General features: G+C 60.2%; 9 protein-coding genes. All 9 read left to right on the forward strand.

All coding sequences use genetic code 11. From position 1 onward, the window contains the following. The first annotated feature begins 218 nt into the window (after window positions 1-218). The 9 genes from BN1143_RS11200 to BN1143_RS11240 all read left to right on the forward strand — a co-directional run bounded on the left by BN1143_RS11200 (window position 219) and on the right by BN1143_RS11240 (window position 13,033). Window positions 219-851 (forward strand): 2OG-Fe dioxygenase family protein, encoded by a 633-nt coding sequence (locus BN1143_RS11200; protein ID WP_042050669.1) that lies wholly within the window; start codon window positions 219-221, stop codon window positions 849-851. A 295-nt stretch (window positions 852-1,146) separates the two neighbouring features. Then, on the forward strand, window positions 1,147-3,810 hold the full coding sequence (gene adhE / locus BN1143_RS11205; protein ID WP_017784052.1) for a bifunctional acetaldehyde-CoA/alcohol dehydrogenase: 2,664 nt from the start codon (window positions 1,147-1,149) through the stop codon (window positions 3,808-3,810). Window positions 3,811-3,919: 109 nt separating this feature from the next. Then, entirely contained in the window at window positions 3,920-5,155 is a 1,236-nt protein-coding gene (locus BN1143_RS11210) for a cyclic di-GMP phosphodiesterase (RefSeq protein ID WP_042050674.1), read from the forward strand. A gap of 353 nt (window positions 5,156-5,508) precedes the next feature. Further along, entirely contained in the window at window positions 5,509-7,179 is a 1,671-nt protein-coding gene (locus tag BN1143_RS11215) for a sensor histidine kinase (protein WP_005302216.1), read from the forward strand. Window positions 7,180-7,231: 52 nt separating this feature from the next. Beyond that, window positions 7,232-7,936 (forward strand): two-component system response regulator BtsR, encoded by a 705-nt coding sequence (gene btsR, locus BN1143_RS11220; protein ID WP_017778828.1) that lies wholly within the window; start codon window positions 7,232-7,234, stop codon window positions 7,934-7,936. Window positions 7,937-8,076: 140 nt separating this feature from the next. Next, window positions 8,077-9,498, forward strand: coding sequence for a carbon starvation CstA family protein (locus BN1143_RS11225; RefSeq protein WP_010633644.1), 1,422 nt, complete (start codon window positions 8,077-8,079; stop codon window positions 9,496-9,498). Between the two features lie 288 nt (window positions 9,499-9,786). After that, entirely contained in the window at window positions 9,787-10,119 is a 333-nt protein-coding gene (locus tag BN1143_RS11230) for a DUF3302 domain-containing protein (protein ID WP_005302225.1), read from the forward strand. Window positions 10,120-10,121: 2 nt separating this feature from the next. Next, window positions 10,122-11,159, forward strand: coding sequence for an HlyD family secretion protein (locus BN1143_RS11235; protein WP_005302227.1), 1,038 nt, complete (start codon window positions 10,122-10,124; stop codon window positions 11,157-11,159). 113 nt (window positions 11,160-11,272) lie between these two features. Next, window positions 11,273-13,033 (forward strand): DNA repair helicase RadD, encoded by a 1,761-nt coding sequence (locus BN1143_RS11240; RefSeq protein ID WP_042050677.1) that lies wholly within the window; start codon window positions 11,273-11,275, stop codon window positions 13,031-13,033. The last annotated feature ends 8 nt before the right edge of the window (window positions 13,034-13,041 follow it).

Consider the following 13,041-nt stretch of genomic DNA (forward strand, 5'->3'; position numbering starts at 1 on the left):
AGCGTAAATTTACATCATGCCCGAAACCTTCACCAATCAAATAATCTCACCCTTTCCGTGGCTTTTCAGTTAGTTCCTCTAATGCATCGACAAAATTCGACAGATTGAGTTGTTAATAAAGATTGTCGCGATTTAACACTCTGATAAAATCGCTTCGAGTTTTATCCGGCCATGGAGTTTGGCCGCAACATTTCATCTCAGCAAACAAGGATTTCGTGATGATTGATACGGACATCAAGTTGCAGTGGCACCTGGATACACTGCCCGCAGGCACCCTGACCCCATTGCAGGGCTTCTTCGGGCGACTGCCGGTTGATCCCTACATTCAGGGTAGCTTTCGCCAGCGCCGCTACGGCCGGGTAGAGAAGGAGGGCTCCCGCTTTCAGCCTCTCGACAACGGCGTCTTCTTTCAGGCGGCCGCCATCAACAAGTTTCTGGGGGATGTGCCCAGAACCTATGCCGAGCTGGAGCCTGCCTTCGTCACTCACCCCTCCTTTATACAGCTGCTGAAACTGTTCGCCCGCCACACCCGGCTGGAAGACGGTCAGGCCATCGGCATTCACCAGATGCGCATCGTCACCGGTGAAGGAGAGAGCGTCCCCCCCGCGCCGGAGGGGGTGCACCAGGATGGCTTTGACTTCATCGGGGTCTTCTTCTGTGGCAGTGAAGGGGTCAGCGGCGGCGCCTTGCAGCTCTATCATGGATTAAAAGAACAACCATTTTTCCAACAACAATTAAACGTCGGTGAGTATCTGATCCTGGATGATCGCCGTTTCTATCACAATGCCGCCCCCATTCTGCCCCTGGGCACGGACCGGGGACATTGGGATGTGATCGTGCTAACTGCTTGAAAAATGGCGCGTGAGCCCCTGTTCACGCACCATTCATCCCGCCTCTGGCTCACTAAACAACTGCGCAACATCTGGCAAACATGTATTGTGAAACAAAATTTCTTTTGTTCTTTTGTTACACATGATCCAGATCAAGTTTTTCTGAGTCAGCCCCGCTCTATAATCGACTCAGAAAGCGATTTAGTAAGGCATGTAAATACCCCGTTGTGGTGATTCTGTTCTTGACAGGGCATCTATAATTGCCGGGCATTGCCAAGGTCTTACTAAACAGTTTTCAAATCATCAGGAGATAAACATGGCAGTAACCAATTTGGCTGAACTGGATGCACTGGTTGCCCGCGTCAAAGAAGCGCAGCGTGAATTCGCCAGCTTCTCGCAAGAGCAGGTAGACAAGATCTTCCGTGCCGCCGCCCTGGCCGCCAACAACGCCCGTATCCCCCTGGCCCAGATGGCCGTGGAAGAGTCCGGTATGGGCATCATCGAAGACAAGGTTATCAAGAACCACTTCGCCTCCGAATACATCTACAACAAGTACAAAGAAGAGAAGACCTGCGGCATCCTCAGCGAAGATGACGAGATGGGTACCATCACCATCGCCGAGCCGGTAGGCATCATCTGCGGTATCGTACCGACCACCAACCCGACCTCCACCGCGATCTTCAAGTCTCTGATCTCTCTGAAGACCCGCAACGCCATCATCTTCTCCCCGCACCCCCGTGCCAAGAACTCCACCAATACCGCAGCCAAGCTGGTACTGGATGCAGCCATTGCCGCCGGTGCCCCGAAAGACATCATCGGCTGGATTGACCAACCCTCTGTTGAGCTCTCCAACGCCCTGATGAAGCACAACGACATCAACCTGATCCTGGCCACCGGTGGCCCGGGCATGGTGAAGGCCGCCTACTCCTCCGGAAAACCCGCCATCGGCGTAGGTGCCGGTAACGTACCGGTCGTCATCGACGAAACCGCCGATGTGAAGCGTGCCGTCGCCTCCATCCTGATGTCCAAGACCTTCGACAACGGCGTGGTCTGTGCCTCCGAGCAAGCCGCCATCGTGGTCGACTCCGTCTACGACCAGGTGAAAGAGCGTTTCGCCACCCACAATGGTTATGTGCTGTCCAAGGAAGAAGCCGACAAGGTCCGCAAGGTCATCCTGATCAACGGCGCCATGAACGCCAACATCGTGGGTCAGCCTGCGGTCAAGATCGCTGAAATGTCTGGCGTCACCGTGCCTGCCAACACCAAGATCCTGATCGGTGAAGGCGTGAAGATCTGTGAAGAGGAAGAGTTCGCTCACGAGAAGCTCTCCCCGACCCTAGGTCTGTTCCGTGCCAAGAACTTCGAAGAAGCCGTCGAGATGGCCTGCGACATGGTCAACCTGGGTGGTATCGGCCACACCTCCGGTCTCTATACCGACCAGGATCGCAACGCCGACCGCATCAAGTATTTCGGCGACAAGATGAAGACTGCCCGTATTCTGATCAACACCCCGACTACCCAGGGTGGTATCGGTGACCTGTACAACTTCGCGATGGCACCGTCTCTGACGCTGGGCTGCGGCTCCTGGGGTGGCAACTCCATCTCCGAAAACGTGGGTCCCAAGCACCTGATCAACAAGAAGACAGTCGCAAAACGGGCAGAAAACATGCTGTGGCACAAACTTCCGAAATCCATCTACTTCCGTCGTGGCTCCCTGCCGATCGCCCTGGGCGACCTGGAAGGTAAGAAACGCGCCATGATCGTGACCGACCGCTTCCTGTTCAACAACGGCTACGCCGACGAAGTGGTTCGTCTGCTCAAGGGCCTGAAGATGGAAGTGGAAGTATTCTACGAAGTCGAAGCCGACCCGACCCTGTCCGTAGTGCGCAAGGGTGCCGAAATGGCCAACTCCTTCAAGCCGGACGTGATCGTCGCCCTGGGCGGTGGTTCACCGATGGATGCGGCCAAGATCATGTGGGTGATGTACGAGCACCCGAACACCGCGTTCGAAGATCTGGCCATGCGCTTCATGGACATCCGCAAGCGTATCTACAAGTTCCCGAAAATGGGCGTGAAGGCCGAACTGGTCTGCATCACCACCACGTCCGGTACAGGTTCTGAAGTGACCCCGTTTGCGGTCGTGACCGACGACGCCACCGGCGTGAAATACCCGCTGGCCGACTACGAGCTGACCCCGAACATGGCCATCGTCGACGCCAACCTGGTGATGGGCATGCCCAAGTCCCTGTGCGCCTTCGGTGGTATCGATGCCGTGACCCACGCCATGGAAGCCTATGTTTCCGTGCTGGCCAACGAGTACTCCGACGGTCAGGCACTGCAAGCCCTGAAACTGCTGAAGGACTACCTGCCCTCCAGCTACCTGAACGGTGCCAACGACCCGATCGCTCGTGAGAAGGTACACAACGCGGCCACCATCGCCGGTATCGCGTTCGCCAACGCCTTCCTGGGTGTGTGCCACTCCATGGCCCACAAGCTGGGTGCCGAGTTCCACATCCCGCACGGCCTGGCCAACGCCCTGCTGATCAGCAACGTCATCCGCTACAACGCGAACGACAACCCGACCAAGCAGACCGCGTTCTCCCAGTACGACCGTCCGCAGGCTCGTCGTCGCTACGCCGAAGTGGCCGACCACCTGGGTCTGACTGCCGCCGGTGACCGTACCGCCGCCAAGATCGAGAAGCTGCTGGTATGGCTGGACGAGCTGAAGGCAACCCTGGGTATCCCAGCCTCCATCCGTGAAGCTGGCGTCGCCGAGGCCGACTTCCTGGCCAAGGTTGACCAGCTGGCCGTGGAAGCCTTCGATGACCAGTGCACCGGCGCCAACCCGCGCTACCCGCTGATCAGCGAGCTGAAAGCCATCCTGCTGGACACCTACTACGGCCGTCCGTTCACCGAGGAGGCCCAGGCTGCCGCCAAGGTTGATGCCAAAGTAGAAGGCAAGAAGAAGTCCAAAGCCTGATAAGCTGAGCCGACTCGAGAGCCCGCGCACATGCGCGGGCTTTTTTGTTTGTCTATCTGCTTAATTTTGCTAGCTTGTTCATAGGCATTCATGAAATGCGAGCGAGCGTATGGCGCTGATACAGGCATCCATAGAACAGTTGCGGGTCGGTCACTATATCCATCTTCCCACGGGATGGACCAATCACCCTTTTATGTTCAATGCCTTCAAGATCAAGGATCAACAGCAACTCGACATCATCCGCCACCTTGACCTCAATCTGCTGATGGTCGACCCCGACAAGAGCGACCTCCCTCTCGAGCCCCTGTTGCGTGGCGATATTCCGAGCCCAGGCCCCGATCTCTCCGTTGTCGAAGAGCCGGAGGATAGCGGCCCTCCCCCGTTTGACGAAAAGGCATTTCGCCGTTCCCTGCGCGCCGCCGACAAGGCCTTCGGCCAGTCCATGTCCGAGCTGCGCGATGCCTTGGGCGCCCTCAACCTCAAGCCGGACGAAGGGCTCGCCAACACGGCGCAGATAGTGCGCAACGCCGCCGCCCGCATCAGCGCCCACGAGGGCCCCCTCGGGCTGCACCTCATTCGCAGCCCCCATACCGACATCCTGCTGCAGCACAGCCTGAACGTGGCCTTCATCGCCATGTTGATGGCACGGGAGCTGGGCATGACTCCCATCGAGATCGAGGAGACCGGGCTGGCCGGGTTGGTGCACGACATTGGCGAGCTGAAGATCCCGACCCAGATCACCCAGAAGCGGGGGGAACTCAACAAGTCGGAGCAGAACTTCCTCAAGATGCACCCCCAGTACGGACTGGAGATGCTGACCCAGTTGCAGGCCTTCGAGCCCAAGATCCGTCAGGTGGCCCACCTGCATCACGAGCGGCTCGACGGCAGTGGCTTTCCCCTTGGCATCAAGGGGGGGGAGATCCCGCCGCTGGCACGGATCATCGGGTTGGTGGATTACTATGACGAGCTGCTGCACCCGCGCAACAGCGCGACACCGGCGGCGCCGAGCCAGGCCATCAGCCAGCTCTACAAGCTGTCACAAAAGAAATTCGACCAGGATCTGGTCAAGCTGCTGATCAAGGTACTGGGGGTCTATCCGCCGGGCTCGCTGGTGCAGCTCTCCGACGACTCGGTGGCCCTGGTGCTCTCCACCGAACCCACCATGCCCCTCAAGCCCAAGGTGTTGCCCTACATCAAGGCACAACGACCGGAAGGGGTGGCCATGGTCGACCTGCGGGAGGATGAGCGCACCATCAAATCCTTTCTCAAGCAGGAAGATCTGGACGAAGGGCAGCGGCTGTTTTTCAACCTGACCCGACGCTTCTGTTACTATTTTGCATTCTGAGTTATCCCCAGAAGCTGGGGATAACTCATTGGACAAACCTGAATAATTGCCCGATTACCCTCAAAATAGTTTGCCGCGTCCCCTGGATAAAAAACGCCCGACCTGCTGGTCGGGCGGAGCATGCCACCTCCGTGTGGCGTATCCAACGGATACATTCATGCTCAATTCAGCAATATCAATCCTTGGGCAATTACACAAATATCAATTTAACATGCTGATTTGATATGGTTTTATTCCGCGTTTCTGGCACACTTCGCCGGCGTTCTGGCCAGAATGGCCCACAGAACAAGATCCTGATCACATTTATTCAAGACTGCCGCTTTTTTCGGCACGGACTCTGAGGAACGTTTTTTATGCAGTTGGTCCTCTCCCTGCTTCAACAGATGAGCGTCAGTCTGGTCATCGCCTACCTCTTTTCCAAGAGTCCGCTGCTGCGCCCACTGACCAACTATTCGGTCAGGCTGCCCCACAAGGTGCTGATTTACCTCATCTTCTCCTGCTTCTGTATTCTGGGTACCTATGTGGGACTGGATATCGACGATGCCATCGCCAATACCCGCGCCGTGGGCGCCGTGCTGGGGGGGCTGCTGGGAGGCCCGCTGGTGGGATTTCTGGTGGGACTGACCGGCGGGATACACCGTTATACCCTGGGGGGATTCACCGATCTCGCCTGCGCCATCTCCACCACCTGCGAAGGCTTGCTGGGCGGGCTGGTGCACTGGCGACTGATGCGGGCAGGCAAGATGGATGCGCTGTTCGAACCGCGCATTGCCTTCTTCACCACCCTCTACGCCGAGATCATGCAGATGGTGATCATCCTGCTGGTAGCCAGCCCGTTCGACAAGTCCCTGCTGCTGGTGCGCACCATCGCCACCCCCATGATCCTCGCCAACTCCTGCGGTGCGGCCCTCTTCATCAGCATGATCCGCGACCAGCAGCGAATGTACGAGAAGTTCTCCCGGGTCTTCTCCGCCAAGGCGCTCACCATCGCCAACCGCACCGTGGGGATCATGAGCCAGGGGTTTACCCCCGAGGCCAGCACCCGCATCGCCCAGATAGTGCAGGAGGAGACCGGGGTCGGAGCGGTCGCCATCACGGATACCGACAAGATCCTCGCCTTCATCGGCATCGGCGAGGATCACCACAAGCCGGGTACCCCCATCACCTCCGCCATCACCATGCAGGCCATCGCCCAGAACAAGGTGCTGTTTGCCGACGGCAACAGCCAGCCCTACCGCTGCAGCATCTCGCCTCAGTGCCAGCTCGGCTCTGTGCTGGTGATCCCGCTGCACGGCGACGAGGGGGTGATCGGCACCATCAAGCTCTATGAACCCAAGAAGCGGCTGTTTCTCAAGATCAACCACACCCTGGGGGAAGGGATCGCCAACCTGCTCTCCCAGCAGCTGCTGACCGGCCGGCTGGAGCAGCAGCAGCGACTGCTGGTTCAGTCCGAACTCAAGCTGGTGCAGGCCCAGATCAACCCCCATTTTCTGTTCAACACCCTCAACACCATCAGTGCCATCACCCGGCGCGAGCCCGAGCGGGCGCGCCAGCTGCTGCTCCACCTCTCCCTGTTCTTTCGCAAGAACCTCAAGCGCCAGAGCGGGCTGGCCACCCTGCAGGAGGAGCAGGAGCACTGCCAATCCTATCTGGAGATCGAGCTGGCCCGCTTTGGCGACCGGCTGACGGTGCAAAACGACATTCCACCCGACCTCGCCGGCCTCAAGCTGCCGAGCTTCACCCTGCAGCCACTGATTGAAAATGCCATCAAGCACGGCATCTCCACCCTGCTGGAGCAGGGGCGCATTCGCCTCTACACCGAGCAGACGGCGGATCGGGTTACCATTCACGTCGAAGACAATGCCGGCACCTGGCAGGAGAAACCGGCCGGTGACGGGCTCGGCATGACCCTGGTGGATCGGCGCCTCAAGAGCGCTTTTGGCAACCGCTACGGCCTGAGCGTCAGCTGCGAGCCCGACTGCTGGACCCGGGTTTCCGTCACCCTGCCCAGGGAGGCGCCATGATCCGGCCGTCACACCACGCCAGTTTTGCCCCCCAGCCATGCAGGAGAACCCCATGATCCGCACCCTCATCGTCGATGACGAGCCGTATGCCCGCGAGGAGCTGATGCAGCAGCTGGCCGCCGAGCCCGATATCGAGCTGCTGGGGACGGCCGCCAACGCCATCGAGGCGCTGCTGCTCATTCAGCGGCTCAGACCCGACGTGGTGTTTCTCGACATCCAGATGCCAAAGCTGAGCGGCATGGAGCTGGTGGCCATGCTCGATCCCCTGCCCCGCATCGTGTTCGTCACCGCGTTTGACGACTACGCCATCCAGGCGTTCGAGGAGAACGCCTTCGACTACCTGCTCAAGCCGGTGGAGCCGGCCCGCCTCGCCAAGACGCTGGCACGGCTGAGACAGGATCTCAGCCCGCAGCCCATGACGGCGATCGCCCCCGCCATTCGCCACATTCCGGGCTACCTGCATAACCGGGTGCGGCTGCTGCCCATCGAACAGGTGGAGTACGCTTTCTCCGATCTCGGCGGCGTGCACGTCGCCAGCCAGGGCGAGCTGTTTCACACCCAGCTCACCCTCAAATCACTGGAAGAGAAGACCCCGCTGCTGCGCTGCCACCGCCAGTATCTGGTGGCCCCGACCGCCATCTTCGAAATCCGGCTGCTGGAGAATCAGCTGGCGGAGATAGTGACCCCGAGCGGTGCCCAGGTACCGGTCAGCCGCCGCTACCTGAAGGAGTTGAAGGAGCAGCTCGGGCTGGAGTGAGCCGCGCGGTGTGAGCCGGATCACGAGCGCCAACCGCTCGGGTCGCCATACGGCCGCTCGCCCCTTTTTACCTGCCGTTAACAGTGCAAGCCCCTACACTGGCCGCGCACACCAAAAAATAACAAAGCAGGAGCGTAGCAATGATCTGGTTCTTCCTCTGTGTCGGCTTGTTAATAGCCGGCTACTTCGTATACGGCAAATTCATCGAGCGGATATTCGGGCCAAAACCCGAGCTGAAAACCCCCGCCATCACCATGGCGGACGGGGTGGACTATGTCCCCATGTCGGACAAGAAGGTCTACCTGGTGCAGCTGCTCAACATCGCCGGCGTCGGCCCCATCTTCGGCCCCATCCTGGGTGCCCTCTACGGCCCGGTCGCCATGCTGTGGATCGTGTTTGGCTGCATCTTCGCCGGCGCGGTTCACGACTACTTCTCCGGCATGCTGTCGGTACGCGCCAAGGGTGCCTCTGTGCCGACCGTGGTCGGTGAGCACCTGGGCACCGCCGCCAAGCACTTCATGAACCTGTTTGCCGTGGTGCTGTTGATGCTGGTGGGCGTAGTGTTCGTGCTGAGCCCGGCGGGCCTCTTGGCCAACCTCACCTCCACCGACCTGGTCTACTGGATTGTGGCCATCTTCGCCTACTACATCCTGGCGACCATAGTCCCCATCGACAAGATCATCGGCCGCTTCTACCCCATCTTCGGCGCCCTGCTGGTGTTCATGTCGGTCGGCCTCATCATCGGCCTCATCGTCTCCGGCAAAGGCTTCTACAACACCGGGATGGACTTCTCCAACCTGCACCCGACCGAGCTGCCGCTCTGGCCGCTGCTGTTCATCACCATCGCCTGCGGCGCCGTGTCCGGCTTTCACGCCACCCAGTCCCCGCTGATGGCGCGCTGCATGCAGAACGAGAAATCCGGCCGCTTCATCTTCTACGGGGCCATGATCGGTGAAGGGATCATCGCCCTCATCTGGTGCACCCTGGGGCTCTCCTTCTACGACAGCACAGAAGCGCTCAACGCCACCCTGGCAAGCGGCGGCCCCTCTGCCGTGGTGCACGAGGTCTCCACCAGCCTGCTCGGCACCGTCGGTGGCATCCTGGCCATCCTGGGCGTGGTGATCCTGCCCATCACCTCCGGTGATACCGCGTTTCGCAGCGCCCGCCTCATCGTGGCGGACTTCCTGAACCTGACCCAGAAGCCGATGGCCAAGCGACTGCTGATCGCCATCCCCATGTTCATCCTCGGTTTCATCATCTCCAAGGCCGAATTCGGGGTGATCTGGCGCTACTTCGGCTGGGCCAACCAGACCACCGCCGTGATGATGCTGTGGGCCGCCGCCGCCTACCTCGCCAAAGAGGGCAAGCTGCACTGGGTCTGCACCCTGCCGGCCATGTTCATGACCGCCGTGGTGTTCACCTATCTGGCCAACGCCCCCATCGGGTTCGGACTGGAGATGGGCGTCTCCACCCTCATCGGTCTGGCCAGCACCCTGGTGGTGACCGTCGCCTTCCTGATGAAGTTCAGACCCGCCCTGATCGGCAAGGCCAGCGAAAGCTGATCCACGCCAAACATGTCAGAAAAGGAGCCATAAAGGCTCCTTTTTTTGCTGCTAATTTCCCCTCACTGATGCCATACTCCCTGCGTAAGTCCTTGTCATGGATACGACTTTATGGACTCGCCCCAATAATACCGTCATCTATCTTGACGATTTCGAAGCCACTTAAGCTTCAGTACAACAAGATTGCTTAAGATTTCGGGCCCAACAGGATGGAAACCCGGTTGCTGGTTGTGTTGCAGAACCCGGGCTCCAATGACAATGCTGTGCGTCACGCCGGTGGAGGCATAAATGACACTCGATTATTTTGCTCTTGGTCTGCTTTTTTTTGTGGGTTTGGTCATCTTTTACGGGGTCATCGTCATTCACGACATTCCCTATGAAATAGCCAAGCATCGTCAGCATCCCCATCAGGATGCCATTCACGTGGCCGGCTGGGTCAGCCTGTTTACCCTGCACGTGCTGTGGCCCTTCCTCTGGATCTGGGCGACCCTCTACCGGGAGGATCGGGGCTGGGGCTTTACCCAGCGTATCGAGCGCGACGAGAAGCATCTCGCCGAGCTCAAGGATGAGGTCGCCGCCCTGCGCAGCCGCCTCGATCAGCTGACCCAAGAGAAGGAGTGATCATGGATCTCTTGCTGGTACTCACCTACACCGCCATCTGTGTAGCTGTCTTCAAAATCTTCCGCATCCCGCTCAACAAGTGGACCGTGCCCACCGCCGTGCTCGGCGGCGTGCTGCTCATCGGCACCCTCATCATGCTGATGAACTACAACCACCCCTACTCCGAGATGGCGCGCAACTACTACGTCTCCACCCCCATCGTTCCCTTGGTCAAGGGCCGGGTCAGCGAGGTCGCGGTCAAGCCGGACCAGAAGGTGAAGAAGGGTGACGTGCTGTTTCGTATCGACGACGAGCCGTTCCGCCAGCGCGCCGCGAGCCTGGAGGCCAGGGTCAGCTCCAACGAGGAGCACCTCAAATCCATCGAGGCGCGCATGCGCTCGGCCAAGCTCGACCGGGATCGCGCCGCCGAGCTGATGCGCCGCGGCATCGGCAAGCAGCGCGATCTGGACGTGACCCAGGCCAATGTCGACGATCTGGTCGCCCAGCTCGATCAGCAACAAGCCACCCTGGACGATGTACGGGCCCAACTGCGCGAAGCCAAGTATCAGCTCGACCAGACCGTGGTCTATGCCCCGAGCGACGGCCATGTGGTACAGCTGGCCCTGCGCCCGGGCATGATCGCCACTCCCTTCATGTATCGCCCTGTGATGACCTTCATCCACGAGGACGACAACGCCTACGTCGGCTGGTTCTGGCAAAACAGCATGCAGCGCCTGGCGGTGGGGGACGAGGCCGAAGTAGTCATCGACGGCATCCCCGGCAAGATCTTCAAGGGTGAAGTAGAAGCGGTGATCCCCGCCATCGCCTCCGGTAACGTGCAGGCCAATGCCGCGCTGATCGACCAGAGCTCGGCGGTGATCCCCGGCCGCCTGCCGGTGCGCATCAAGATCACCGACCCACGCTGGCAGGAGTATCAGGTGATAGCCGGCTCCAGCGGTCAGGCTGCCATCTACACCAAGCATTTCCATCACGTGGCCATCATGCGCAAGGTACTGCTGCGCATGGCCAGCTGGATGAACTACATCTTCCCCTTCCACTAAGCCGCAACGACGCAGCCAGCGGGCCGGCACCATGCCGGCCCGCTGTTTTTTGGCGCCAAGTTCCCTATAATGGCGCCACCCTGCTCCGCCCCTCGTCGATGTACCCAGCCTGCATGTTCGTTCTCAGACCCTACCAGACCGACGCCGTCAACGCCGTCATCAGCCACTTTCGCAAGCACCCAGATCCCGCCGTGGTGGTGCTGCCCACCGGGGCCGGCAAGAGTCTGGTGATCGCCGAGCTGGCCCGCAAGGCGCGCGGCCGGGTGCTGGTGCTGGCCCACGTCAAGGAGCTGGTGGAGCAGAACCACGCCAAGTACGAGGCTTGGGGCCTCCAGGCCGACATTTTCGCCGCCGGGCTCAATCGCAAGGAGGCCAGCGCCCAGGTGGTGTTCGGCTCGGTGCAGTCGGTGGCGCGCAATCTGGACGCCTTCGACGGCGCTTTTTCGCTGCTCATCATCGACGAGTGCCACCGGGTCTCGCTCGATGATGACAGCCAGTACCATCAGGTGTTAGGCCACCTCAAGGCCGCCAATCAGGCCCTCAAGATCCTCGGCCTCACCGCCACCCCCTATCGGCTCGGTCTGGGCTGGATCTACCGGCGCCACTACCACGGCATGGTCAAGAGCCACGGCGAGCGGCTGTTCGGCGACTGCGTGTTCGAGCTGCCGCTGCGCTTCATGGTCAAAAATGGCTATCTGACGCCGCCGCGCATGGTGGATGCCCCCATCGTCCACTACGACTTCAGCCGGCTGGTACCGCGGGAGAATGGCCTCTTCAGCGAGGCGGATCTCAACGGCGAGCTCAAGCGTCAGGAGCGGGTCACCCCCCATATCCTGAGCCAGGTACTGGAGTATGCCCGCGAGCGGCAGGGGGTGATGATCTTCGCCGCCACCGTCGAGCATGCCCGGGAAATTCACGGCCTGCTGGGTGCCAGAGGGGAGCAGGCGGCCCTCATCACAGGTGACACCCCGGGGCCGGAGCGCGATGCCCTTATCAGCGCCTTCAAGGCGCGCGAGCTCAAATTCCTGGTCAACGTGGCGGTGCTCACCACCGGCTTCGACGCCCCCCACGTCGACCTCATCGTGATGCTGCGCCCCACCGAGTCGGTCTCGCTCTACCAGCAGATCGTGGGCAGGGGCCTGCGCCTGTCGCCCGGCAAGACTGATTGTCTGGTGCTCGACTACGCCGGCAACAACTTCAACCTGTTCGCTCCCGAAGTGGGGGAGCCCAGACCCCATGCCGGCACCGAGCCGGTGCAGGTGCCCTGCCCCGCCTGCGGCTTTGCCAACACCTTCTGGGGCAAGACCGACGAGGATGGCAAGGTGATCGAGCACTACGGCCGCCGCTGTCAGGGGCTGTTTGAAGATGACGAGGGCAACCGCGAGGAGTGCGACTACCGCTTTCGCGCCAAGATCTGCCCCGCCTGCGGCAGTGAAAACGACATCGCCGCCCGCCGCTGCCAGAGCTGCGATCAACTGCTGGTGGACCCTGACGACAAGCTCAAGGAGGCACTCAATCTCAAGGACTGCATGGTGATCCGCTGCGCAGGGCTGACCTTGACGGCCGGGCGCGGCAAACAGGGGGAGCGGCTGGAGGTTGTCTATCACGACGAGGATGGTCTCACCCTCAATGAGTACTTCGGATTTCACTCGGCAGGCGCACGGCGCTTGTTTCAACAGCACTTTGTGCGTCATCATTGGCCCGCCCCGGGGCTGGAGCCCGAATTTGCCACCCTGGCGAGCGTGCTGGCGGTGGAACATCAGTTTCGCCACCCCGATTTTGTCATCGCCCGCAAGTCAGGGCGCTTCTGGCAGATAAAAGAGAAGATTTTTGATTATGAGGGTCGCTATCGCACCGCCAATTCACTGGCGTGATGGCGACC

Origin of the sequence: Aeromonas dhakensis (assembly GCF_000820305.1) — a bacterium.
Lineage (GTDB): Bacteria > Pseudomonadota > Gammaproteobacteria > Enterobacterales > Aeromonadaceae > Aeromonas > Aeromonas dhakensis.